We start from the raw sequence: 23,704 nt of genomic DNA on the forward strand, positions 1-23,704 counted from the left end.
ACCAACCGCAGAAACCCAAGCATCACATGATCACAGATCCCCCCTGCCCCGGCACATAAAAAACGAGTGGCCAGCGGCCACTCGTTTTAGCGGGTATCCCCCGTTATTCAGGCCCCGTAGACGGCCAGAATATCGGTCACTCTGTTGTTTACGCTGTAACCTCTGGCGATGGTGTTGCGCGCCGCCAGGCTCATTCTGCTGCGCGTCGTTTCATCGCTGCGCAGCCAGTAATTGACCAGTTCCGCCATGTCGCGAACATGGCCGGGCTCTACCAGCCAACCATTTGATTTGTGATAAATCAGGTTGACCAACCCCCCCACCGCAAAGGTACAAACTGGGATGCCATGTGCCATCGCCTCAAGGGCAACCAGAGGCAGTCCTTCAAAGCGTGAGGTAATACAGAGCAGGTCTATGTTGTGCCACTCATTGGCCATGGTTCGAAAGCCATGAAGCTGCACGCGATCGCCATACTGCTGCCACAAAGCGCTCTTCAAGGGGCCATCCCCGTAAAGATGAAATTCCCCGTCCGGACAGAAGGCGGCCAGCTGACAGAACGCCTCCGGCCCCTTTTCTGGCGAGAGGCGGCCGACAAACGCAATCCGGTTACCTGCAACTGATGCCGGCGTCGCAGGCATCGGCACAAAGTTGCTGATCACCGTACTCGGCACTGGCAATCTGCGAGCAATCGGCTCACTGACTGCAATACACTTCGCAAAACGCGCTGTGATACGATCCAGCCAGCTGTACAACTTCAGCAATCCTTCTCCCTCGTCACCACTGTGAAACGTGGACACCACCGATTTTCCGGTACACCAGGCTGTCAGACGCCCCAAGATCCCGGCTTTATAGCCATGGGTGTGGAGCAATACTGAGGCAGGCTGGCGGGCCAGACGGCGCATAAAGTCGCGACTGTTGTGGCATACCTCATACGGCAGACCCTGCTGTTTGAGCAGGATCGTAAAGGGGGTTATACCATGGTTGCTCACCAGCACTACGGTGGGGAACAGCCCTCTTGCCAGCAGATCGTTGGCCAGATGGATGATGTGAACTTCGATCCCGCCGACCTGACGCGCATCAATGGCAAGCCAGATCTGATGTGTAGGTAACATAAGCCCCCTCCTCCCGTGGCACCATGCCACTTGAGACTGAACACTGCATAGAGCGGGCCAGTCAGTTAGGCAAAGAGGGTAAAAATCAGGATCCTGAACAGGCAACCAGCAAGAGGGTCATGTCGTCGAGGGCGGCATCATTGATGCGCTCATCAAACCAGCGGGCGATACGATGAGCCAGCTGCTCAAGACCGGGACCCGAGGTGAGGCAGATCTCCTTGAGCTGCGACTCCCAGCGCTGACGCTCCACGGCATCACGGCTATCGAGCAAGCCGTCAGTCCAGAACAACAGTATCTCGCCGGGCTTGAGCTGACGTTGATTGGTCACGAAATGGGGGTCTGGGCGCAAACCGGGCAAGGGGCCGGTCACGCCGACCTGACGAATGGAGCCGGGCCCGACCAGCCAGGGCGCAGGGTGGCCCGCACTGGCCCACTGCACCCGCCCCTCGTTCCCGAGCTCGATGCAGAGGGTGGTGAGCAGGGTGGCTCCCAATAGCGGATCACTGTGGACAGCATTGGACAAGATGGTCAGCAAGCGTGCGGGGGCACGCTCCAGATCGTGTGCAGTCAACAAGCCACGCAGATAACCGGCATAGGCATGGGCAAAAAACTTGGCTTCCGCATCGTGGCCCATCACATCCCCGAGCCACAACACCCGATCTTTGACCAGCAGGAAGTCCCCGCCCCCCACGGTGGCCGCGCGGGTTTGCAACGCCAGCTGGAACTCCCCTATCGAGGTGGCGGGCAATAACGGGCGCAGCGCCGAGGTCATCCGCTGATCCAGCTGCTCACCCCATTGCGACCTGAGCTGTATCGAGCGTTGCAGCACCCGTGAAACTGCCAACAACAGATCCTGTTTGGTGATGGGTTTGACCAGAAAATCATCGATCCCCAAAGCCCCCGCCCGACTCTGGGTCCACTGATCCTGATGACCGGTCAGGAAGATAAAGGGCACCCCCTTCATCTTGGGATCCTTCATCAACTGCTGGCGTAGCCCAAAGCCATCGATCCCTTCCATCTCTATGTCGGAGAGCACCAGTGCGGGGGGCTGCTTCCCCAGCGCCAACAGGGCCGCATGGGAGTCGGCATAACTTTCAACCCGGTAGTGCTCATGGAGATAGGCCGTGAGCAGTGCTCGCATCACCTTGTCATCGTCTATCACCGCAATAACCGGCAATTGATTGACCGTGCCGTGTTGGCGAAGAGTCACGCGATTGCGCGCCCCCTCGCGGGAAAAGTGGACCTCGGCAAACAGCTGATGCACCAACGCCAGCCCGTATCCCCCCTCCTGTAGCTCATCGGGCAAAGGGGCACTGGCAAGACCGGGTTGAGGGCCGCCATCATCCTCCAGCAATAAACTCAACCCCGTTTCATCTGCTTTCAGGGTGAGCCAGAGGTGGGTAGCGGGAGGGTCTGTGTGCTTGACGCTATTGGTAGCCAGTTCACTGAAACAGAGCAGCCAGTTGGCTTGATCCTGCGTGGAGACCTGAAACAGGGACAGCCCCTGTGCCAGCCGGTTGCGCAGTTCGCGCACCGCCTGCAGGGTTGCCGGAGCAGATCGCAACCAGTCATCCATATCATGCCTCCATCAGCGGGCGATCAGATCCGGAAATTGAGCAAGGCACTGCGCCGACACCAGCGCTTGAGCCATTCGGTCACCCGGTTACTGGGCAGCCGGTTGAGTTCACGCAGGAGCTCGCTGGCCAGCCCCGGGTTGAGCTTGTCGTTATAGACAGCGCCAATCAGATTGGCTTCGGCACGAGTCAGTTTATCTACTGCACTTTGCACCACTGTCGTCGGGGTCACCCCGGCCAGTACCACCAGCAGCGCCCCTTCACAGGCACCACAGACCTGATCGGCCGGAATATTGCCCCGATTGAGGGCAGTGAGTGGCGAGGTGTCGAAGATGACCACATCGTAATGTTCCAGCCAGCGAACCAGCAGCTGGCGCAAAGTATCCTTGTTGCGAAAGGCCATCAGATCCTTGCCCGGCGCCGGGAGCAGCGACAAGGAGCGGCCATTGGCTACAGGCTCAGGCACATCATTGGGCCCCCAGGCAACCGCCGGGGCGCGGCCGGGGTGATAGAGATTGAGATCCACCAGCAGGGTGCGCAGCCCATCCGCCTCCGAGCGCCTTGCCAGCGCATCGCAGATGGAGCTCACCCCCTCTCCCCCTTCCGACGAGGTGACTGCCAACGAGCGGATCCCCCGGGCGACCGTCGCCGCGTAGAGGGATTCGAGCTCCAGATATTGAATGGGGATGCTCATATCAAAGCGTCCCGACCAGGGCCACCACCGAAATCGTGGTCAGAATGTCGCGCATACCATCCATGAAAATGGCCCAGTTGCTGCTCTTGCTGTCAGGGATAAAGACGGTGTCACCCGCGCGCAGCACCGGCAACTGGCTAAAATCAGGCTCTTTGGCAAAGCCATCGAGATCGAAGCTGCGGGCCTGATCCCCCTGACCACTGGTGGCCATGTTGATCACCACAATCTTCTTGATATAGGCGGTGTTGGTCGGGCCTCCCGCCTCAGCCAACAGATCCAGCAGGGTCATGGAGGAGTCAAAGCGGTAGCGACCAGGGCGAGCTATCGCCCCCAGCACCCGAATGGTGTTCTCCTTGGGCTCATCGAGCCAGGGACGATTCTTTTCCGGCAGGTAGATGGAGTCACCTGGCAGTACCTTGGGCAACAAGGTTTCATCCCCGGTTTCAAAGTACATGGCAAGGTCGAGCTTGCTGACCCGGGCCGTACTGCCATTGCGATGGGCGATGCGCACATTGCGTAAATCCGCCGCCGCCGTCGGGCCATCGGCTGCCGACAGAATGTCGATAAAGCCCATCTGCTCGTTGAACGCATAGCGACCTGGCGCCCCGACCTGACCGAAGATGTAGATGGAGCTGTCCGGCGACTGGCGCACCCACTGGGACTTGTTGTCACTGGGATCGGTGGGCAGCTCGGGGATCATGATGGTGAATCCGGCACGGATCTTCGGCAGGCTGGCCAGCGCCCCCCCCTGATGGAGGAACTTGTCGAGATCAAACAGCGTCGGCGTGGCCTGCCCCCCTTCAGCGGTCAGGATCTGCACCTTGGCGATATCGGCTCGCTCGTTGGGGCCACCGGCGTGGGCGATCAGATCCAGCAGCGACATCTCGTCAGACCATTCATAACGGCCCGGGATCCGCACCGCGCCCATCACCATCACCGCCCGACCGGGCGCCACCTTCAACCAGGACTTCTCGTTGATATCGGTCTTTTCCGGCACAAAGATGGCGTCACCAGGTTTGACTTGGGGCAGCGCCTTTTTCATGCCTTCGGTGTAAGCCTGCAGATCGATGGGCTCAACCGTGCCATCGGTGCGCAACAAACGGATCTGGCGACTCTCGGCATAGCGGGTCGGGCCACCTGCATTGGCCAGAATATCGAGGAAGGAGTCACCTTCCCGCCCCTCATAGGCACCGGGTTTGAACACCTCGCCCATGATATAGATAGTGCGCGCCCCCCGTTTTATCTGCTCTTCATCCTTAGGCACGAAGATGGTGGCGCCCGGCGCCAGATTGGGCAGCAGCTTGTTGTTGCCGGAGTCTAGGTAGGCTTTGAGATCGAACAGTTCGGGGGCATCACCATTGATCACCCGGATCCGCTCCACCCCGGCAAAGCGGGTCACACCGCCAGCCCGCATCAGTAGATCCACGATGGAGTTGCCACTCTTGAAGCTGAAGGCGCCGGGGCTGTTGACCTCCCCAAACACCTTGATCGCCTTGCCGGTATCGCCATCGCCCCCTGCTGCCAGCGTCGCGGCATCAAAATCGATCTGCACGTTGCCGATCAACGGAGAAGCTGGCACGAACACCACATCGAGGGATTGCAATGGCGGCAGGACGCTGGCATCGCCGGTATCGAGATAACGCTTGTAGTCAAAGCTCGAGACCGTGTTGCCGCGCCGCACCTGCATATTGTTGAGCTGGGCACCGGGCACCAGCCCGCCAGCGGCATCGAGGGCCATCTGCACGTTGCCATCGGGCGCAAGATCATAACTGCCGGGTTTTTTGACATAGCCCATCACGCTGATCAGCAGCCGCTTCTCCAGCAAGGTGACAGTCAATTGAGAGAGGTTGTTGTAAACAGGTTTGAGGGCGGTGCGGATCAGCTCATCCGCCTGTGGTAGGGTCTTCCCCCCCACCACGACGTTGCCGACTTCAGGCAGTACAATCTCACCCTGCTTGTTGATCTGGAAAGGCTTATCAAAAGCAGGCTCACCGGGTTGCACGATGGCCAACCGATCGCCGGGAGCCAACAAGGTGGAGGCCAGTAACGGGCAGGTGAACAACAGCAAGAGAACACAGATCAATCCTTCGAGAGCGCCCCGTTTCATAGACATCCTTTTCGTCTGTTACGTCTGCCCCCATTGGCGTAAGGGGAGCCCTGACCAATCAGCACGACAGCCATCCGCTGTTGTCTGTTGCAGCCGCAAACGTACTTGTTGTAGTGATTGTGCCAACACGGTCTGACGCCAGGCTACATCTTCCCAGAGCCGTCCGTGCATATCCCGTTCGATATCAATACGTTGAGATTGTAGTCGTTTCAACTCGGCAGGCATACACCCCTGCAGACTCGCTTGCTTTAATTGCGTCAGCTGCAAGTCGAGTTCCTTCTGACGCTCATCATAACGAGACCAGACCCGCCGTTCATCCTCATTGACCGGAATACGGGTGGGTCTTGCCTCTGACATGCCACCATACCCCTCCGGCGGCCATTGCACGCAACCCGACAGGACAATGGAAGAGAACAGGAGACCCCACCGCTTCATGACGCAACTGCCATCATGCCACGGGAGCGCATATAGGCTTTGACGCTCTCATGGCAGGGGATCACCCTGTCGATATGCAGCATTTCAAGAAGGTCATGGGGTTGGCCAGGGCCACACACAAGCGCCATCTGATGCCCGTTCATAATCAATCTTTTATACAGAAATACCAAGGCTCCGATACCTGACGAGTCGATAAAATGGACATCGCTGATATCAGCCAGGATATCTCCTGGGTGGGTCGAGAGGGTTTCAAACAACGGGCGGAGCTCACTGACGGCCATCGCGTCAAACTCGTTTTCCAGTACCACAACTTGGGTATCATTAAGGGTGTAAGTCATGCTTTCCATCGCTAGCTCCTTGTCGATTCTAAGACTCTGCGCTGTTACTGCATCCACCACGCTGCAAATGTTATGCCGAGAAGCACCACTGTGCTTGTTCTCCAAATGATACTCTTTGCGCCTTGTTTACCTACCCCAACACCTCATTTTTGTTGCCAAATTGCAAATAAAACATGCCAAATGTTGCAAACTGCAACTCACCTTATCCGAAGTAACCAGGTAACCGGCTAAAAAGCGGATAATTAGCGATCATTGCACCGGGCCCGATTATTGCTTGTCTCTGGAAACACCTCACAAGCCAACGTTCGCTCGGCACGCATGCCGCTTTATTCCAGGAAGGAGACATCATGAAAGCAGGCCTTTATATTGCACCGCTGCTGGCAGCCCTTTGTGGTGCAGCACACGCAGCACCTTCGCCTGACAGCGCAGTATTGAAGGTAGAAGGCGCCATCAGCAGCCCCACACATCAGGCCCTGGCCCTGTGGGACAGCGCCATGCTGGATCAATTGCCGGTACACGAAATCAAAACCCATACCCCCTGGTATGACGAAGCCAAAACCTTTCGCGGCCCCCTGCTGCAAGATGTGTTGGCCAAAGTCGGGGCAACCGGCAAACAGCTCACCATTACCGCGCTGAATGACTATTCGGTACAGGTGCCGGCAAGCGATGCCGAGCAGTATCAGGTCATCCTAGCCCGCACGATGAATGGCAAGCCACTGTCAGTGCGCGACAAAGGCCCCCTGTTCCTTGTCTATCCGTTCGATCAATATCCCGAACTGCAAAACAAGCTCTATTACGGCCGGGCTATCTGGCAGATCAGTGCGATAAAAGTGGAGTAGATCTCATCATGCGTTCCATGGCGGCCAGTCAACGTTTCTTGTTTGTGGTGCTCTGCGTACTGCTCCTGGCCTTTGCCGGTATTGGTACCATCCAGTACCGGCAATTTCAGGATCTGCAACGCAGCACCAGCCAGGGCGAAGACAACGTGATGTGGAACTATTTCCAGCTCTATAACGAAGCGTTACGCTTTCAAAGCTCGTTGCTCCATGAGTCACAACCAGCGTTTCAGCTGAGATACGATATCCTGGTCAGTCGCATGGATCTGGTGCTGGAGAGCAAGGATCGCAGCCTGCTTCAGCAAACAGAGATCTACCAGCAGGCAAGCAAAGCCATTCGCTCCTACATCTCTCTGGCTGATATCTGGCTCGGCCCCAATGCCACCAAGCCGCTGGACACGCTGGCCCATCAAGAGCTGCGCCAACAGCTCGCTTCGCTGCTCCCCCTGCTACATCAGCTGACCCTGGAGGTCAACCAGCAGGCAACCTTGTTTGATGTGGCCCGCCGCGACAGCGTAAGAGAGCAGATCATCACGACGACACTCATCGCGACCTTGCAATTTGCCCTGCTCTTTGTGCTCGCCCTGCTGATCTGGCGGCAAATGAATATCTCGTTTCTACAACACAAACTGATGCAGCAACTCAATGACAAACTGCTCAGAGCAAACCAGGCGGCAGAGGCTGGCACAAGAGCAAAAAGCAGCTTTTTGGCCAACATGAGCCATGAGATTCGCACCCCCATGAATGGCATTCTCGGCATGCTCTCACTGCTGGCCGACAGGGATATGGATCCGAGGGAGCGAGACTACCTAGAGACGGCACGCGAATCGGCTAACCATCTATTAGGCCTGCTCAACGACATTCTGGATGTATCAAAACTGGAAGAGGGCAAGATCGAGCTGCAACTGATCCCCCATCACTTGCCCCAGCTGTTGGAGGATATTCGGGCCCTGATGCAGAGCAACTGCGATGCAAAAGGGATCAAGCTGACCCTGACCGTTGCCCCCGATACGCCGGGGTGGTTGATGATCGACCCGCTGAGAGTGCGCCAGATCCTCTTCAATCTGGTGAGCAACGCCATCAAGTTTACCCATCAGGGTGAAGTCAAGATCCACGTTGATAGCACCCTGTTAGAGCAGGATCGCCACTCGGTACGCATCTCGATTCAAGACACCGGGATCGGCATGAGCAAAAATCAGCTGAAGAACCTGTTTCAACGTTTCGCCCAGGCGGATGTGTCTATCACCCGCCAATATGGTGGGTCGGGCTTGGGTCTTGAAATATCACGTAACCTAGCGCGCTTGATGGGCGGTGATATCTCGGTAGAAAGCAACGAAGGGCATGGCAGTACCTTTACCTATATCTGGCCCACCAGAGCCACGACCCCATCGATTGTTTGCCTGCCATACAAACCGATGGATCAGGAAAGCTATCGCATCTTGCTGGTTGATGACAATGCCACCAACCGCAAGGTGATCGGCGCCATGCTCGATTCCGTGGGCCATCACGTCACACTGGCCGTTCAGGGTGAAGAGGCGCTGGAAAAACTGGGTCACACAGCCTTTGATCTGGTCTTGATGGATGTCCAGATGCCAGTGATGGATGGACTGGTGGCAACCACCCGGATCCGCACCTCTCAGATGCAGTGGGCACATATTCCCATCATTGCACTGACGGCTGATGCGATGCCCGAATCCAAGCAATACTATCTGTCCCATGGTATGAATGGATATATCACCAAACCTATAAATAAAGAAACGCTTGTCAATGAAATAAATAAAAGCATGTCTAACGAGTTAATAAGACATAACTACGTGAGTTCAGATAATAAGTGCAATGCCCATGGTACATAGGCGAGATGAGGTCAACTGCCTATTTTTGTACGCTTCTTCTTGCCAAAGAAAAACTGATACATAATAAAATACCAGCAGTTGACCAAGGGGTTATGATACCGTCCTGGGCAAACAAGGCATAGGCACCATCGTCAATTTGGTAGAGCGTAAAAGCAGGTTCCATCTGATGATATATGTTCACAACAAGACGGCCAATGCGGTGGCTGACGCCATTATCAGCATGTTCATACGATTACTGTCGACAATGGAACCGAGGTTGTTGAACACGAGCAGGTGTCCGCAGAGCTGATGGTACAGATCTATTTTGCCCCCCCCTATTGTTCATGAGAGCGAGGCAAAAATGAGAACAGTTATGGCTTGCTGCGGCAGTATGTGCCCAAAGATAATTATTTGAGATTGGTGACAAAGAAGGTACTTTCAGGATTCGAAAAAAGGCTTAACACAAAGCTCCGTAAATGTCTGGAGTTCAGACAACCTCAGATCGTTTTTGAGAAATTGTTCGAAGATACCTGATTTTTAATCTGGCATTGAACTTCAGAGCTTAATCCACAGCTTAGCCGCCGAACTCACTACTATTTATTTGGCAAGTTAAGATACAACGAATGCTGAGCGCTTACTATTACCCTCTGTGTTCCCATGCAGTTTTAAATTATTTAGATGCAATATTATGAATGAGATCTTCCGTGACGTTAACTTATCCTCGCAGCAGTTAAAAACTATTAAGTTACACATGGCAATCCCCACCAAAAACATTGAAAAAGACAGAGTTGCCACGCTCTGAGTTGCTTTTTCTTTCGCCATTATCAGTAAAGAAACTCGCTCTAAATAAATAGCAAATCGATTGCTATCTAACTCCCAAGCGACCTTAGACCCATTATTAAAATAAAAGTTGTTATCTCTCGTTTTCGTAGAATTTCTCTCTTAAAAATTAACACAATGCAGACGCATAAAAAAATCTATATCACGCCCTGTTTCAACAAACTGTTGTGCAGCAAGCGACATCAACAAACCAAGCTACCACCATTAAAACACCATCCTCCATGCAAGTTAATGACAAGCCTTGCTTGATGGCATATAGCGAGGCCATTGCCATATTATGGCAATTTTTATCGGAGACTTTTCCAGATTTTTGCATGCAAATCGCTATGGTTTTATCATGTACACAAACCCTAACCATTAAATAATATTTCTTTAAAAAACAAAGCATTAAGCTAGCAAAACTACTATCTCAATGTCAAAAATCCGTGCCACTATATGGCAATGAACATTTGGCGCTGCCATATGGTGGCAGACACTTCTACACAACGCCTTGCTGAACCGGCTTGCTACACAGACAATTCACGAAACCCATTAAAAATGAGATTTTAGTGGATGTTTATGCAAAATAAGCCACTCCAACACTCACCTCCAAGCATTGTTCAACGATAGTACAATGGGATACCATTAATTATAACCAGGACACCTTGCTGAGCCTCAAACGAACCCTTTATCGTGGATGCTTTTTTATGCATATTATGAAGTCTTCGACGCTACCTTGATCGATGCTCAAAAAAACATCTTTTCATCCTGATCTTCATTTACATCTGTATCTGTATCTGTATCTGTATCTGTATCTGTATCTGTATCTGTATCTGTATCTGTATCTGTATCTCAGGATGAAAATTACCCATTTAGAGAACCATATTGAAAATATTAAGTGATGGTTCAGATCTCTTTATTTATCATCACCCTGTAGCTAACTATTTTAGTTAGCTATCAGATTAATACTTATAGTAGGTATCAAAATAACACTGTTGATAACATATAAATGCGGCCTCTATTTTAATCTTGAATTAAAATATGAAGAAAACAGAATATGAGTATCGAAAATAGACACAGCACTCATCAATGCTGAATTCCCGTGAACACACTATCTAGACCTGTTCAACTTGGCGAACTCTGGCGCAAAACTGCCAAGAGGTGTGAACACAGGCGGCACAGATCAAACACATGGTCGTTTTTTCAGGGAGCCGCAGCTTCTCACCAATCCAACCTTCAACTCAGCCTTGAGTCATAACCCTGAAAAATTTCCATTTTTTGTCCCCTGTCAGATGGCTTCTATTTTCATACATTGTCGCTATCCAGTAAGTCCACTGGAGATAACAGGGAGATCTATGATGAGCAATAAAAAAACAATGATCCCAGAAGCCGTATTTCGTATCCATAGTGCTGAAGCGCGGAGTAACAGAAGCATGGTGAGTAAAGATAGCTTCACCGCTCGTGCACAAAAAGCCATTGCAGCCCCCCCCCATTATCTACATTTTGCAATATGCCTATTTTTAATAGACTGATTTATATTAGCTTATGCAGATGGGTGTGGTACACAATGGGGACAATATGAAATTTGAGGGCTATTGCTACAAATAGCAACGATGTTCGTTTGAGTAACTTGACCGTCAGAACTTCATCCACTTTTGCCGTAATAGATCCAAGCCAGACCCGTCCAGCTATTTCATATGTGAAACACAGCATGCAGAAGTTCGTGGTCACAAACTGCAGAAGTTCATTTTTGTTTTATATTTCAATCGCTTGCTGCAGCATTGAAACAACCTTATCCGAGTCTGAAGGACTCATCCATGTAGAAAGCACCAACTAACAGACCATAGACCAATCGCACTCGCTCATCCCGGCCCAACAGTACGCCGAGCAATACTTCACCGCTGGCAAGTGAGTCACCATGCCAAAAGCACCAGAGGGCGGATTCTACCACATCCAACCAGCTGGCATGGCCCAGCTGATTGCGTGACTTGCGCCGCCAGCTGCCACGCACCACAGCGCCGCTATTCGGAGATGTGGCTGCCAGCACCGCTGCTCCATGACGCTTATCGTGAGACTATCCAATTGCCTGACGACTGCCACGCCCTCCCCGCTGTAACTTGTCGAGCAGTAACGCCAACAGGCGAAATGCATCCTGATCTTCAAAGCTGGCATCCTCCCCCAGCAAATCAGCAGCACCCTCCATCAGTTGCTCACGCCCTTGGTAGATAGGTTGTGAAGTACGATCCAGCCGATGTTGCTCAACATGGAGAGCCAATGCCGTCACAACCGCCAGCGGTGAAGTCTCACCCTGTTGGTGAAATACATCTTTGGCTAATAAAGTGGTCAGCGCCGTTACTCGCTCGGCTGACAGCAGGCAACAGCTTCCCCAGGGCCACCAGATCCGATCCCGGCGTCAATGTCATGACACTCCAATGATGATTGATAATGAAGCAAGGTTGGCTCACCGAGATGCATGGAAACTGCAAGAGAGCTCGGCGATAAAGCGCGTCACGCCACCTGGGGGAAAACCGCGCTTGTCACTTTCCCATCGCTGCAAAAACAAGCGGGTCAATCAGGCAATCTTAACACCCGGGACAACCAGCAAGGCTACGGACTTGTCATCGCCGGTATTTCAGTCGCTATAACTCACCTTGACTCAAGCACTCATAGAGCTCACGTCCGGTTACCTTCTAACCCACTGATCCAGCATGGGGGCAAACCGACTCTGTGCGTTGCTATAAAGTCGCTCGGCAGCACCGTCACACATCGCGACTGTAGTGGTCTAACCATCACTGAAACCACTGTGGCCGTAGCTACCCCTTCTTCTTTGCTCATCACCCCCCCAGAAATGACAAAGCCCGCACGAGGCGGGCTAGAAACAAAAAGGCTAGGGTCGGTAAGACTCTGGCCATCATTGAAAGATGGCTAACGCTCCAAAGACAAACTTTCAACAAGCGTAGGGGGTGACAATTAAAATCAGCAACGCCGACCATAAAAGATGGAGATTTTGCTTATAGCCACCCTTAAAACAAAGGCGACAAACAAGGCAGCCAGATACGATACAAGCAATAGAGTCGCCCACAGTGGATTATCTCTAAATACATAACAACTGAAAATGAAAAGCATGCTAAAAAAAGGTATTCCAATTTTATTTCAGTTTTAAAATGCAGCTCAACATTATACCAACTGGTGCTAATTACATACTGAACAGCCAAATCGCATAGTACAATTCACGCCCCCCAGATGTAGGTGTGAAAAGCGTCATGTAAATAATGCGCCCAACTTCTTCTACCAAGAGAAATGACAGTGCTGACGCTACGCCTACAAATAGTATAGGGATAACATTGTTTTTCCCATAGAACATGTTTCTCGCCTTAGTTTGGTGTATTGAATCTACGCATCAGCTCTCTAAATCTTTGAACTATAGCGTGATTCATGTGGCCATGACCTACACTGATTGATGGCTAACAATGAACTCTCGCCACTCAGGTTCTAGGTCTAAGGCCGATTGCTCGTCTTGGCTCAACAACTCCCAGAATGGTAACCAAAAATGATCCCACCAGTATTCGATGTCCCCTTGTAGAGCACCCATGGTTTCAGGATCAATCCAGGGGAAGGAGTCTCCAGGAAGGGGCGGATATAGTTTTGTTGTTTGCAGCAACTCCAATACTTCTAGGTCGTCACTTGCAATCGAAACTACTGTTCCAGAGAAAGACTGATGTAGAAATAACATCAACTTTTGACCTGTCTCATCCGCAGAACGCCTCACGACTTGAGTAGGTATCTCAAGGACTTCATAGCTTAAACCAGCAAGCAACTGCATCAGGGTGTCTCTGTAGTCCTCTGATACAAGAAACCGAATGATGTAAGCTTCAGTCTCCGGATCTGCTGGCAATGGTTTGGGGTATCGACTGTATGCTTGGTCTGGAGCCATCGTGAATCCAGAACCTCTAAATACGTCCCGTATCTGAGGGGGATGTGACGTCTGGCTTCGCCACAAAAGCCGCATAAAAAAATCCATTATTTTCGTTTTCATACATCTAGCCCATTAGCAACTCATCCCCTTGTATGAAATGGAGATAGGATCATGCTCCACCATTTTTTTTGCTTGGTGCTTATATTTAACTTACCATTATATTCGTCATCAAAAACAACGAAGCTGTCAATATCAGATGTAAACTCTTCCCCTGGAAATCGATATGGAACATCTCGCCATTCTCCGTAGCATACAAAGGGGGATGATTGACCTACATATTCTCCCTTTGCATCATATAATTCAAAAAATATTGGCGATTCTGTAGTGAGCTGACAATATATACCAGTGGGATTCACTGGGTATACTGCTTTTAAAAACACTTTGTACTTTCCATTTTTTGACACCACACTAACAGATGGAGTCTTGTCAAAGATGTCCCATGATACGTGTGCTAGCAGTAACCAATATGCCACAAATATCACCGTCAAAAACATAGCAAGCTTCTTCATAAATATATAATCCTCTGATTTGGGAGAGGATGTAACCAAAGCACATCTGAAAATACTATAAAATCTCCTCCCGAATGATGTTTATCTTGCCAATCGCGAAAATCGCGATTAAATATAGGAACAAACCCGCTCCATTTCCGAGCTAACATCCCATATAAACCAGCACCATAAGATGATAAGTAGGTAGCACTTTCAGCTTTAGTTAACACACGATTTTCACTCCATATTCCCAATGGCTCAGTTGTTATCTTATTGCCATCAACAAAATCATTGTACAGATCTAGTTATCACCTGACACCGGCCTCAAACCGGTGTCTTGTTTACGCTACTTTAGTGCGCACTTCCTTCGGTATCAATTTCAGACCCTTCTTGAACATGCTGTAGGGGGTCTGACCCTCCATCATCCTGCCCTGATGTGGCCGCTGGGTGTTGTAGTGTTCCAGGTAGCTATCCAGGTCTGTCTGCATCTGCTCTACCGACTCATACCAGATCGTTCTCCCCTTGATACGAAAGTGTTCATCCAGCAAGGTTCGATGCAGTCGCTCGATAAAGCCGTTGCTCTGCGGCCTGCGTACCTTGGTGGTCCGGTGCTCAATCCCCTCCAGTTGCAGGAACAGCTCGTAGGGATGGTAGTCAGGGCGCCCACAGAACTCGCGCCCGTTGTCCGACAGGATGGTATAGACCCGTGCCTCATGGGCTTCAAAGACCGGCAGCACCGTTTCGTTGAGTACATGGACCGAGGTCACCGGCAGCTTGCTGGTGTAGAGCCGTCCCCAGGCGTGGCGGCTGTAGCAATCCAGCACAGTTTGCAGATAAACCTTGCCAACCCCTTTGAGCGCGCCGACGAAGAAGGTGTCGACCGCCACCAGTTCCCCTGTGTAGTGAACCTCAATCTGGCGTTCGCGGAACTCGGGACTGAAACGTTCTAACAGGCGAATTTGCTCGTCATTGAGCTCAATGGTCTGCTCCCTGTGGGTTTTCTCGAGGCGCAACAAGCGGTCGTGTTTGGAGAGCAAGTCGTGACGTTGCCACACGCCACGAACCCCACCAGCACTGACGTTGATACCTTGCAGAGCCAGTTCTTGCGCGACCCGCAGCGGGCCATGGGTTGGTCTGGTGAGGGAGTAATCGAGGATGGCCTGCTCAATCTCGGGCGCAACCCGGTTGGGATGAGCGCCTTTACAGCCGGGCAATTTGTCGAACAAGCCCTCGGCGCCATAGGTCTGGTAGTTGCGCCGGATTTCGTAGAACTGCTGACGACTGTAGCCGATGAGCTTGCAGGCTTTGCTGACGTTATTGAGCTCTTTGGCGAGCTCTAGCAGGCTGAGTTTGCGACGTGCTACTTTCTAGTTGGTGGTCATATGATGACTCCAGATAACACGGTAGGGGTACCGTTTTGTTATCCGGTTTGAAGCCGTATGACCACTCCCTTTTGTGGGCAACTGTCAGGTGAATACCATCTCCATACACCAAAATTGTTATTGAAATTTACATGTCATAACCATAAGCCAAATTGTTCCATAGCCATTTTCATTGCTTTTATAATACACAAAAACAATTATTAAATTGATTTTTACAGTATGAAGGCGGTGGTTTGTTTTTATATATCATAAAAGCAAGCCGTCTAAAAATATGGCAAATTGACACATGTGCCAATCATGTTTAACCTCCTAAAAAACAGGAGGATATATGAACAACAATGAACCAGCACTAATAAAAACCAAAATACTATTAAAAATACTTGGCATATCTAGATCAACGCTGTATAGATGGATTAAAGAAGACAAATTCCCACCACCTCTCAATAAAGGCTTTTATTCGACCGCTGCGGTAAATAGCTGGATATCAAGTGAAAAGCACTCATCTTAGATGATGAATTACACCATTTTATGGTTCGGTTATATTTTTAGTTCCTGCAAGGATTTTACAGCTTCCATTAATTTTTTATCCCATAACTCATATGCCTCACGTTGCTCATTGGTCCAATCATGAAGATTGTAAATAGCCATCACACCCGCCATTCGGTGGCCAAGCATTTTCTCGGTTACCTGAGGCATGACGCGTTCTTCCGATAAACGCGTACTCAGCGTCCGACGCATGTCATGCATACGCCAATACGGCAGATCCAGTTTATCTCTCACCCGCTCTGCTAGCTGGATGAGAGATGCACTACTTAATGGCATCTTTGGATTCACCGGTGAGCGACATACAGGGCCGCCCTTGAGCCGAGATTTCGCCGCCGCTTCTTGAAGCAAGATCATCACCCGGGTAGGAATAGGTCGACGTATTGGCGCCCCACTTTTGGCACGAGCAGCGGGAACCGTCCAAATTTGCTCCTCCATATTGAACTCACTCCACTGCGCACCCAATGCCTCACCACTGCGACAGCCAAGCAGGATCACCAGTTTGGCGGCCAATTTTAATCCGCGGCTGGCCCTACTCTGTTCAAATGCAATCCAAATCTGAGCGAGTTCACGCATGGTCAGTACGCGAGTGCCTCTCTCTGGTTGAGAGCCCACGTCTTCGGTGCGTAATTGCAACACCGGGGAGCCGCCAATGAGATTACGTCGAATACAAAAGCTAAGAATGGACTTTAATCTGCGCAATAAATGACCCGCATTTTTGGGCTTTTTCTTGCCAATCTTATCAAACCACTCCAGCCAGCTCGAAAACGGGATCTGTTCCACCGGAATACCAATAAACAGAGGTTCGAAATAGCGCTGCATGGTATGCTCATAAAGCATGACCGTACGAGGCCGCAGCTTGGGCAGATGGTGCTCACGAAAATGCTCGCAGCACTGTTTAAGTGTGACATCATGCTTCTGGTGGAGCTTATCCCAGAAAACTCTGGGGTGTTCGTTACGCTCCAGTGCACCACGGATAGCAGGGATCAATGCCCTGGCATCAGCGAGTTTAAGGTCGGGATAGCGTCCAATTTTGAGTCTCGCCGCCTTTCCTTGCCAGCGATAGCGATATTGCCATGAAATGGTGCCACGCTCGGTGACCCGAGCTGACAATCCATCACGATCTGACAATTCCGTCTTGCCAAAGTAGGGCTTACCATAGAGGGCCCGTAGCTTCGCATCAGTAAGTGGCATATGACTCTCCTGTGATTGGTCATCTGATTTTTCACTGACACATTAACGCGTCCTGACCTGTACACAGATACGTACCAAACTGGTCTGAAACGGACTGAATCAAGATCGGACAAAGTGAGACAATCTGAGATGACGCACCGTATAACGACTTGTTTTTCAAGCATATAAACACAATTCAGAACCACGAAATGAGCCAGCAGACAAATCCTACTTTCTATTTCCACGATTACGAGACCTTCGGGATCAGTCCGGCGAAGGACAGGCCGTCGCAGTTTGCCGGTATTCGCACCGATGCGGATTTCAACATCATCGGCGAGCCACTGGTCATCTATTGCAAGCCGCCGGCGGATTATCTGCCGGATCCGGAAGCCTGCCTCATCACTGGCATCACGCCGCAAAAGGCGATGAAAGACGGACTGTGCGAGGCGGATTTCATCCGCCAGATCCACGAGCAGTTCGCTACACCGAATACCTGCGTGCTGGGCTACAACAGTATCCGCTTCGATGATGAGGTGACCCGTTACACCCTCTATCGCAACTTCTATGACCCTTACGCCTACGCTTGGCAAAACGGCAACTCCCGCTGGGATATCCTCGACATGCTGCGGGCCTGCTATGCCCTGCGCCCGGAGGGGATCGAATGGGCCTTTGATGAGGAGGGCAAGCCGAGTTTCAGGCTGGAGAAGCTGACGGTGGCCAACGGTGTGGCCCACGCCAATGCCCACGATGCGCTCTCGGACGTGCTGGCCACCATAGAGATGACCAAGCTGGTGAAAAAGGCCCAGCCCAAGCTGTTTGAGTACCTGTTTGCCCTGCGCAACAAGAACAATGTCAAGGCGCTCATCGATGTGGTGACCATGAAGCCGCTGGTCCACGTCTCCGGCATGTTCTCCCCCTGGCAGGGGTGCGTGAGCTGGGTATCGCCACTCGCCTGGCACCCCACCAACCAGAATGCGGTGATCATGGTGGATTTGACCCGCGACCCGACCCCGCTCATCGAGCTTTCCAGCGAGGAGATCCGCGAGCGGCTCTATACCCGCAAGGACGAGCTGGGGGATCTGGCCGCCATTCCGGTGAAACTGGTGCACATCAACAAATGCCCTGTGCTGGCGCCAGCCGCCACCCTGACACCGGAACGTGCCGATGAGCTCACCATCGACCGGGAGCAGTGCCGCAAGAGCCTGAACCTGCTGCGCGCTCACCCCGAGGTGCGTGAAAAACTGGTGGAGGTGTTCAATCAGGAGTTCGCGGGCAGCAATGACCCGGACCCCGATACCCAGCTCTACGCCGGTTTCTTCGGCCACGGCGACAAGTCCACCATGGATCTGGTACGGGCCACCCCGGCCGACCTGCTGGGTGAGCGTGAGTTTGCCTTCACAGATGCGCGACTGCCAGAGATGCTGTTTCGCTACCGCGCCCGCAACTGGCCCCATACCCTGAGTGAGGCGGAGCAAAAACGCTGGCGTCTGCACTGCAGCGACTATTTCAGCCGCCGCCTGCCGGACTATGCCCCTCGTCTCGAGGCACTGGCGGAGCAGAATCAGGGGAACGAACGGAACTTTGCGATTCTCAAGAGTCTCTATCGCTACCTCGAAGATCTATGAGATGTGATCGGTTTCACAGTTAAATGACTGTATGCTCCCCTCACCCCATTCATAATGGGCAGGGGAGTAAAGACTCCCGAAATTTCAACTATTTGTGCACTAACATTGCATTGACTGTGTTTGGCTATCGACCCTTGGAGATGCTTCATCTGATGCGCTCAGGATTGCCCGGTTTCGGTTTGTTCGTCTGCTCCCTGCTGCCATCGGCCAGCATGGCGGCAGTACGTTTTGATGTCCCCGACTACCTGTTGCGGTTGCCGCAGCAAACCTATCAACTGATCGAAAGCAACTTCAACCACCTCTACCAGCAGACCGACTTCACCCCCCAGATCACCAACAGCTATTTCAACCGCTCCGATCTCTACAACTTTGTGGGGGTGCCGCTGGCCATTACCCCCCAGGCCGGTTTCCAGCTCGAGGTTTTTGGTCAGCTCTATAACCAAAGTTCACAAAGCTATGTGCACATGAGCAAGGATCTGTCGCTCTATCGCATGATCCGGGCCGACGTGATTGGCAACCCCAATGATGAGGTCGCCATCGGCCTGGGGCTCGGTATCCCGCTCAGCGCCCGGCTCACTTTCAAGGCGCTGCTCTCCAGCAACGAGATCCCCGGCTATGGCGCCGCCAACTACGCCATCGGCTTCGAGTGGCGTTACTGACCTCACGCGGTCAGCATATTGACAGGATTTACCAACAATTCAGGCTCCCGATGGGAGCCTGAATTGTTTATGGCAGCAAAGGATCAGAGGTAGCGGATCACCCGCCCCTCGCCCCCTTGCAGAGTAAGCGAGGTACCGATGGCGCCCTCGTCCCAGAAATCCTGCCCACCTTCCGGCAACAGGCACTCCTGGGGTTGCGCTTCCCAGTTGAACAGGCAAAGCAGGCTGCCCCCTTCAGGCAACACCACTTCGCCGCAGACAAACTCCATCGACTCGAAACGGGCAGACGGGGCACGGACTGCACACAAGGCCAGCAGCTTTTGCAGTTGCCCCCCTTGCTCACCATCAAGCGCTTGCAGTCTGTCTCCCGCCAGCATCATGCCGCCGCTTGCCACCAGCGCCGCCAGATGGAAGCTGTAATCCGCAGGGCTGGCCTGCTGACTCGGCAGATCCCGCAGGCAGATGCAGTCAGGATCGAGCGCCCATAGTCTGTCGTTCTGCCAGGCACGGCAGAAGACCTCGCGGGCGATCTGGCGAAAACGGTGGCCATTGCGCTCCACGTCGTCGCTCACCCGCATGCCATGTACCAGTCCCAGGCTCGGCCAGATGGGCGCGTTGCAGCCAAGCAGGAAAGCCCCCTCACCCGCCCCGCGCAAGATAGCCGCCATCCCACGACGATAGGCTTCCACCCGGGTGGCGGAGGTATCGTGGAAGCGGCCGCCATGGATGGCGCCCCAGAAGTTGGCATCCAGCTTGAAGTAGTGAATGCCCCACTGCTCGCGTAGAGTGCGGAACACGCCCTCGAGGTGAGCCTGCACCTCGGGGTGGGTGCCATCGAGTACGTACCAGGGGGTGCAGCGCCAGCCGCCATAGGTGACTCGCTCGGAGGGCAACGGCAGGCCATCTTCCCCCTTCACGAACCAGTCGGGATGATCCTGAAACACCTGTGAACCTGGCTCGGCAATAAAGGGGGCAACCCAGAGTGCGGGCTCGCATCCGGCGGCGTGGATCTCGGCCGCCAGCGCAGCCACCCCTTGCTCGAACTTGGGCGAAGGAGTAAGCCAGTCCCCCATTTTGGCCTGATAGCCATCATCGATCTGCACGTAGCGCAGGGCCGGGAAACGCTCGGCACGCACCGCCAGATTCTCGCGAATGTCATCGGCGCTGACGTCAGCATAATAGTGATACCAGGAGCACCAACCATTGGGGCGCTCGCCCACCTGACCGATCAGCGAGCCGTGTTCGGCGGCGATCCGCTCCGCCAGTTCAGCCAACAGCGCCTCCCTGTCCGCCCCTTCCAGGCAGATCAGCGCCTCGCTTTGCCAGTGCTGGCCGGCAGACAACAGGCGCTCTTCGCAGTTCATCAGGATCTGCAAGCGGCCATCCGGATAGAGGCGAAACTCGCCGCCAAAACGGTGACAACTGGCAAAGGCGAGCAGCAGCCAACCCTTGTCATGCTCCACCAGCAACAGGTTATGAACTGTGTGATAGCCATCATCGTCCGTGATGCGATAGACGCTTGAATCGGGGCAACGGCCAACCGGTTGCGGGGATTGCCAGCTGCCCATGGTCTGGGCCAGCATCTGGAACCCTTCGCCATAGAGAGGGGTGTCGAGCGGGAGGCCGAGCTTGCCATCAAACAGTACCCAGCGAGCGACCCGGGTATCGTCACTGCCCGTGTTGTCGAGCCGGACCCGGCACAGGGACCCGTCCCACTGACGGGTCTGCAACAACTGAGGGGGCAGATCACTATCGGCCGCCAGTTGACGCACGCGGGACAAGAGGGATGTCATGGCTACTCCTTGTAATTGTAAAATATGTGTTCAGCACGCCATGGTCTTGAAAACCCATGGTTCAGAAAGGTCTGCTATCAAAGAATCTTCAATGAAATCAGCCATCATCGAACTAATTTCAGCTGTTATTGTTTTAATGCCGCGCCCCTGCCTCTCTGGTAAACTGCCCATTCATTCACAGTTTCCAAGTTGAGGCTCAGGTGATTGCGCAACGTGCCTTGCTCTACCTTCGCGACTTCATGGTCATAGTCGCCTGCCTGCTGGTGGGTAAAACCCTGGCCGCCATACTGCCTTTTGCCTTCCCCGGCAGCATCATCGGCATGCTGCTGCTGTTCGTGCTGCTCTCCTTGCAGCTGGTGAAGCTGCACTGGGTCGAGCTCGGTGCTGGCCTGCTGCTGCGGCATATGGGCGTCCTCTTCGTGCCGGTGGCCGTCGGCCTGGTCGCCTGGCTTGAGCCCCTGCGCCAGTCCTTCGGTCTCATCATGCTCTGCATAGTGCTCGGGATAGTCTTGATCCTGGGCACTGTCGGGCGCCTGTACCAGAGGATGAACAAATGATCTTCTGGCTTGCCATTCCCCTGACCCTGGCACTCTATTTTGCCACCCGGGCCCTCTATCGCCGCCTGCCCTGGCCCATCATCAATCCCGTGCTGGTACCCACCGCCGTCATCATAGGCCTGCTGCTCTGGCTGGATCTGCCCCTTGAGCAGTACGAGAGTGGCACCCTCCCCATCACGGCCCTGCTGGAACCCGCCGTGGTGGCACTGGCACTGCCGCTGTATCAGCAGGCCCGCCAGATCCAGGCCAGGCTCAAGCCCATCCTGGTCTGTACTCTGGCCTCCGTCTTGATCTCAGTCTGTACTACTTTGGTTGTCGGTCATTTTATGGGCGCCGACCCGGCGTTGCTGGCATCGCTCGCCACCAAGTCCATCACAACCCCGCTTGCCATGAGCGTCAGCCAGTCCATCGGCGGTATACCTGCCATAGCGGCGGCCGTGGTGGTGGTGGTCGGGATCGTCGGCGCTCTGATAGGGTACCCGCTGCTCAAACTGATGCGGGTGACAGACCCCGAGGCCCAGGGACTGGCCATGGGAGCCTGCGCCCACGCCATCGGTACCGCCACCTCTGCCGAGAAGGGCATTACCCAGGGCGCCTTCTCGTCGCTGGCCATGGTGGTGTGCGGCATCCTCACCGCCGCCGTCGCCCCCCTGCTGTTTGCTCTTTATCACTGGTTGACCTGAGGGTCACCCATTTGCTGGCGCTGCGGGCCTGTTGGCCCGCCACTGTGCGAGCTGACGCACAATTTGCGCAAGACAAACGTTTCCTTTATCCTCCTCCTCCTTTTGCCCGTCAGGGCGTGAGCGCGCTCACACATTTTGCCGAGCTTGCTCCCTACAATGGCCCCCCAATTGGCCTTTGAGGACACACTATGCATCCCCGTTTTGCCAAGCCACTCGATACCCTGTCCGCCCCGCTCAAAGCGGCGCTGCTGCCCATGCTGGACAACGATTTCCAGGCCTGTTTCACGCCACAGCAGGTGGCGACCCTGAAAGCCGCCACAGGGCTGGAAGATCGCGCCCTGCGTCTGGCGCTGCTGCCACTGGCCGCCGCCTGCTCGGTGGCGCCCATCTCCAAGTTCTTCGTCGGTGCCATTGCCTGCGGCCTGAGCGGAACCTGGTATTTCGGCGCCAACATGGAATTTGCCGGACAAGGGCTGTTCCACTCGGTCCATGCGGAGCAATCCGCCATCTCCAACGCCTGGCTGGGCGGTGAGACAGGGATCAGCGAGATCACGGTCAACTACACCCCCTGCGGCCATTGCCGCCAGTTCATGAACGAGCTGAGCACGGCCAAAACGCTGCAAGTCTCCCTGCCTGACGACTTGAGCGCGCTGCAATCCTTCCTGCCCCACTCCTTTGGCCCGGCCGATCTCGACATCACCGATGCCCTGATGAGCCCGCAAGCCCATGACGAGCTGGTGCTCGAGAGCGAGGATCCGATCTGGCGAGCGGCACTGGCGGCTGCCCGTCAAAGCTACGCTCCCTACAGTCAGGGCTATGCCGCCGTGGCGCTGCTGTTTGCCGATGGCCGCCTCTTCTGTGGTCGCTACGCTGAAAACGCGGCGTTCAATCCCAGCCTGCCGCCGATGCAGATGGCCTGCGCCCACGCTGTGCTGTGCGGCGAAGATCTCGCCAGCATCCGTCGCGCCGTGCTGCTGGAGAGCAAAAACGGCCAGATCAGCCAGCGGGATTCCGCCCAGTCCACCCTCAAGGCGCTGGGCTCGGTCGAGCTGGAATACCAGGCCGTCTGAGGTACATGACG

The 23,704-nt window shown here is 53.7% G+C and carries 22 protein-coding genes and 2 pseudogenes; 10 read left to right on the forward strand and 14 right to left on the reverse strand.

The window, feature by feature from the left end; all coding sequences use genetic code 11:
• Nucleotides 1-107: 107 nt before the first annotated feature.
• From ONZ54_RS13220 to ONZ54_RS13245, 6 genes are all read right to left on the reverse strand, one after another.
• Nucleotides 108-1,109 (reverse strand): glycosyltransferase family 4 protein, encoded by a 1,002-nt coding sequence (locus ONZ54_RS13220; protein ID WP_271786393.1) that lies wholly within the window; start codon nucleotides 1,107-1,109, stop codon nucleotides 108-110.
• Between the two features lie 85 nt (nucleotides 1,110-1,194).
• Nucleotides 1,195-2,685, reverse strand: coding sequence for a SpoIIE family protein phosphatase (locus ONZ54_RS13225; RefSeq protein ID WP_271786394.1), 1,491 nt, complete (start codon nucleotides 2,683-2,685; stop codon nucleotides 1,195-1,197).
• Nucleotides 2,686-2,708: 23 nt separating this feature from the next.
• Nucleotides 2,709-3,377 (reverse strand): P-loop NTPase family protein, encoded by a 669-nt coding sequence (locus ONZ54_RS13230; protein WP_271786395.1) that lies wholly within the window; start codon nucleotides 3,375-3,377, stop codon nucleotides 2,709-2,711.
• 1 nt (nucleotide 3,378) lies between these two features.
• Nucleotides 3,379-5,484, reverse strand: coding sequence for an SLBB domain-containing protein (locus ONZ54_RS13235; protein ID WP_271786396.1), 2,106 nt, complete (start codon nucleotides 5,482-5,484; stop codon nucleotides 3,379-3,381).
• Nucleotides 5,485-5,502: 18 nt separating this feature from the next.
• On the reverse strand, nucleotides 5,503-5,841 hold the full coding sequence (locus tag ONZ54_RS13240) for a hypothetical protein (RefSeq protein ID WP_271786397.1): 339 nt from the start codon (nucleotides 5,839-5,841) through the stop codon (nucleotides 5,503-5,505).
• Nucleotides 5,842-5,915: 74 nt separating this feature from the next.
• Nucleotides 5,916-6,266 (reverse strand): STAS domain-containing protein, encoded by a 351-nt coding sequence (locus tag ONZ54_RS13245; protein ID WP_159166222.1) that lies wholly within the window; start codon nucleotides 6,264-6,266, stop codon nucleotides 5,916-5,918.
• A 338-nt stretch (nucleotides 6,267-6,604) separates the two neighbouring features.
• Between ONZ54_RS13245 and ONZ54_RS13250 the strand changes: the two genes are divergently transcribed.
• From ONZ54_RS13250 to ONZ54_RS13265, 4 genes and pseudogenes are all read left to right on the forward strand, one after another.
• Entirely contained in the window at nucleotides 6,605-7,096 is a 492-nt protein-coding gene (locus ONZ54_RS13250) for a putative pterin-binding protein (protein WP_265461425.1), read from the forward strand.
• A gap of 8 nt (nucleotides 7,097-7,104) precedes the next feature.
• Nucleotides 7,105-8,946, forward strand: coding sequence for an ATP-binding protein (locus tag ONZ54_RS13255; RefSeq protein ID WP_334312706.1), 1,842 nt, complete (start codon nucleotides 7,105-7,107; stop codon nucleotides 8,944-8,946).
• Between the two features lie 94 nt (nucleotides 8,947-9,040).
• A pseudogene (locus tag ONZ54_RS13260) lies at nucleotides 9,041-9,459 on the forward strand (IS30 family transposase); the annotation flags it as partial.
• Between the two features lie 1,640 nt (nucleotides 9,460-11,099).
• Nucleotides 11,100-11,276, forward strand: coding sequence for a hypothetical protein (locus tag ONZ54_RS13265; protein ID WP_271786399.1), 177 nt, complete (start codon nucleotides 11,100-11,102; stop codon nucleotides 11,274-11,276).
• A 260-nt stretch (nucleotides 11,277-11,536) separates the two neighbouring features.
• Here the strand turns inward: ONZ54_RS13265 and ONZ54_RS13270 are convergent, their stop codons facing one another.
• From ONZ54_RS13270 to ONZ54_RS13290, 6 genes and pseudogenes are all read right to left on the reverse strand, one after another.
• Nucleotides 11,537-11,791, reverse strand: a complete 255-nt coding sequence (locus tag ONZ54_RS13270; protein WP_265461423.1) for an ADP-ribosylglycohydrolase — start codon at nucleotides 11,789-11,791, stop codon at nucleotides 11,537-11,539.
• A gap of 27 nt (nucleotides 11,792-11,818) precedes the next feature.
• The gene (locus tag ONZ54_RS13275) at nucleotides 11,819-11,947 is read right to left on the reverse strand and encodes a hypothetical protein (RefSeq protein WP_265461422.1); all 129 of its coding nucleotides are present in this window, start codon (nucleotides 11,945-11,947) and stop codon (nucleotides 11,819-11,821) included.
• A gap of 1,245 nt (nucleotides 11,948-13,192) precedes the next feature.
• The gene (locus ONZ54_RS13280; protein WP_271786400.1) at nucleotides 13,193-13,678 is read right to left on the reverse strand and encodes a hypothetical protein; all 486 of its coding nucleotides are present in this window, start codon (nucleotides 13,676-13,678) and stop codon (nucleotides 13,193-13,195) included.
• 122 nt (nucleotides 13,679-13,800) lie between these two features.
• Nucleotides 13,801-14,229, reverse strand: coding sequence for a DUF6201 family protein (locus tag ONZ54_RS13285; RefSeq protein ID WP_265448502.1), 429 nt, complete (start codon nucleotides 14,227-14,229; stop codon nucleotides 13,801-13,803).
• A complete protein-coding gene (locus tag ONZ54_RS23280) occupies nucleotides 14,226-14,507 on the reverse strand; it encodes a DUF6402 family protein (protein ID WP_409241474.1) in 282 nt (93 codons plus the stop codon). The genes ONZ54_RS13285 and ONZ54_RS23280 overlap by 4 nt, the downstream gene beginning before the upstream one ends.
• 42 nt (nucleotides 14,508-14,549) lie before the next feature.
• Nucleotides 14,550-15,590 (reverse strand): annotated as a pseudogene (locus ONZ54_RS13290) (IS481 family transposase).
• A 328-nt stretch (nucleotides 15,591-15,918) separates the two neighbouring features.
• Between ONZ54_RS13290 and ONZ54_RS13295 the strand changes: the two are divergent.
• A complete protein-coding gene (locus ONZ54_RS13295; protein ID WP_265461420.1) occupies nucleotides 15,919-16,098 on the forward strand; it encodes a helix-turn-helix transcriptional regulator in 180 nt (59 codons plus the stop codon).
• A gap of 29 nt (nucleotides 16,099-16,127) precedes the next feature.
• Here the strand turns inward: ONZ54_RS13295 and ONZ54_RS13300 are convergent, their stop codons facing one another.
• A complete protein-coding gene (locus ONZ54_RS13300; RefSeq protein WP_265434015.1) occupies nucleotides 16,128-17,327 on the reverse strand; it encodes a tyrosine-type recombinase/integrase in 1,200 nt (399 codons plus the stop codon).
• 188 nt (nucleotides 17,328-17,515) lie between these two features.
• Between ONZ54_RS13300 and sbcB the strand changes: the two genes are divergently transcribed.
• Together sbcB and ONZ54_RS13310 are read left to right on the forward strand one after the other, a co-directional pair.
• Nucleotides 17,516-18,931 (forward strand): exodeoxyribonuclease I, encoded by a 1,416-nt coding sequence (sbcB, locus tag ONZ54_RS13305; RefSeq protein WP_271786401.1) that lies wholly within the window; start codon nucleotides 17,516-17,518, stop codon nucleotides 18,929-18,931.
• A gap of 152 nt (nucleotides 18,932-19,083) precedes the next feature.
• A complete protein-coding gene (locus ONZ54_RS13310; RefSeq protein ID WP_005310800.1) occupies nucleotides 19,084-19,590 on the forward strand; it encodes a hypothetical protein in 507 nt (168 codons plus the stop codon).
• Between the two features lie 83 nt (nucleotides 19,591-19,673).
• On the opposite strand, the gene ONZ54_RS13315 is transcribed toward ONZ54_RS13310, so the two are convergent.
• Nucleotides 19,674-21,383, reverse strand: coding sequence for a glycoside hydrolase family 36 protein (locus ONZ54_RS13315; protein ID WP_271786402.1), 1,710 nt, complete (start codon nucleotides 21,381-21,383; stop codon nucleotides 19,674-19,676).
• Nucleotides 21,384-21,583: 200 nt separating this feature from the next.
• Between ONZ54_RS13315 and ONZ54_RS13320 the strand changes: the two genes are divergently transcribed.
• The 3 genes from ONZ54_RS13320 to cdd all read left to right on the forward strand — a co-directional run bounded on the left by ONZ54_RS13320 (nucleotide 21,584) and on the right by cdd (nucleotide 23,693).
• Nucleotides 21,584-21,940, forward strand: a complete 357-nt coding sequence (locus ONZ54_RS13320; protein WP_005310798.1) for a CidA/LrgA family protein — start codon at nucleotides 21,584-21,586, stop codon at nucleotides 21,938-21,940.
• Nucleotides 21,937-22,623 (forward strand): LrgB family protein, encoded by a 687-nt coding sequence (locus ONZ54_RS13325; RefSeq protein ID WP_169046276.1) that lies wholly within the window; start codon nucleotides 21,937-21,939, stop codon nucleotides 22,621-22,623. The genes ONZ54_RS13320 and ONZ54_RS13325 overlap by 4 nt, the downstream gene beginning before the upstream one ends.
• A 188-nt stretch (nucleotides 22,624-22,811) precedes the next feature.
• Nucleotides 22,812-23,693: a cytidine deaminase gene (cdd, locus tag ONZ54_RS13330; protein ID WP_271786403.1), complete on the forward strand. Its 882-nt coding sequence runs from the start codon at nucleotides 22,812-22,814 to the stop codon at nucleotides 23,691-23,693.
• Nucleotides 23,694-23,704: the final 11 nt, after the last annotated feature.

The organism is Aeromonas salmonicida (assembly GCF_028355655.1).
In the GTDB taxonomy this organism is placed as follows: domain Bacteria; phylum Pseudomonadota; class Gammaproteobacteria; order Enterobacterales; family Aeromonadaceae; genus Aeromonas; species Aeromonas salmonicida.

Excerpts from the sequence above, each read along its gene's own strand:
- ONZ54_RS13220 (WP_271786393.1), bottom strand. The coding sequence starts at position 1,109 with ATGTTACCTACACATCAGATCTGGCTTGCCATTGATGCGCGTCAGGTC.
- ONZ54_RS13225 (WP_271786394.1), bottom strand. The coding sequence starts at position 2,685 with ATGGATGACTGGTTGCGATCTGCTCCGGCAACCCTGCAGGCGGTGCGC.
- ONZ54_RS13230 (WP_271786395.1), bottom strand. The coding sequence starts at position 3,377 with ATGAGCATCCCCATTCAATATCTGGAGCTCGAATCCCTCTACGCGGCG.
- ONZ54_RS13235 (WP_271786396.1), bottom strand. The coding sequence starts at position 5,484 with ATGAAACGGGGCGCTCTCGAAGGATTGATCTGTGTTCTCTTGCTGTTG.
- ONZ54_RS13240 (WP_271786397.1), bottom strand. The coding sequence starts at position 5,841 with ATGTCAGAGGCAAGACCCACCCGTATTCCGGTCAATGAGGATGAACGG.
- ONZ54_RS13245 (WP_159166222.1), bottom strand. The coding sequence starts at position 6,266 with ATGGAAAGCATGACTTACACCCTTAATGATACCCAAGTTGTGGTACTG.
- ONZ54_RS13250 (WP_265461425.1), top strand. The coding sequence starts at position 6,605 with ATGAAAGCAGGCCTTTATATTGCACCGCTGCTGGCAGCCCTTTGTGGT.
- ONZ54_RS13255 (WP_334312706.1), top strand. The coding sequence starts at position 7,105 with ATGCGTTCCATGGCGGCCAGTCAACGTTTCTTGTTTGTGGTGCTCTGC.
- ONZ54_RS13265 (WP_271786399.1), top strand. The coding sequence starts at position 11,100 with ATGATGAGCAATAAAAAAACAATGATCCCAGAAGCCGTATTTCGTATC.
- ONZ54_RS13275 (WP_265461422.1), bottom strand. The coding sequence starts at position 11,947 with ATGGAGGGTGCTGCTGATTTGCTGGGGGAGGATGCCAGCTTTGAAGAT.
- ONZ54_RS13280 (WP_271786400.1), bottom strand. The coding sequence starts at position 13,678 with ATGGCTCCAGACCAAGCATACAGTCGATACCCCAAACCATTGCCAGCA.
- ONZ54_RS13285 (WP_265448502.1), bottom strand. The coding sequence starts at position 14,229 with ATGAAGAAGCTTGCTATGTTTTTGACGGTGATATTTGTGGCATATTGG.
- ONZ54_RS13295 (WP_265461420.1), top strand. The coding sequence starts at position 15,919 with ATGAACAACAATGAACCAGCACTAATAAAAACCAAAATACTATTAAAA.
- ONZ54_RS13300 (WP_265434015.1), bottom strand. The coding sequence starts at position 17,327 with ATGCCACTTACTGATGCGAAGCTACGGGCCCTCTATGGTAAGCCCTAC.
- sbcB (WP_271786401.1), top strand. The coding sequence starts at position 17,516 with ATGAGCCAGCAGACAAATCCTACTTTCTATTTCCACGATTACGAGACC.
- ONZ54_RS13310 (WP_005310800.1), top strand. The coding sequence starts at position 19,084 with ATGCGCTCAGGATTGCCCGGTTTCGGTTTGTTCGTCTGCTCCCTGCTG.
- ONZ54_RS13315 (WP_271786402.1), bottom strand. The coding sequence starts at position 21,383 with ATGACATCCCTCTTGTCCCGCGTGCGTCAACTGGCGGCCGATAGTGAT.
- ONZ54_RS13325 (WP_169046276.1), top strand. The coding sequence starts at position 21,937 with ATGATCTTCTGGCTTGCCATTCCCCTGACCCTGGCACTCTATTTTGCC.
- cdd (WP_271786403.1), top strand. The coding sequence starts at position 22,812 with ATGCATCCCCGTTTTGCCAAGCCACTCGATACCCTGTCCGCCCCGCTC.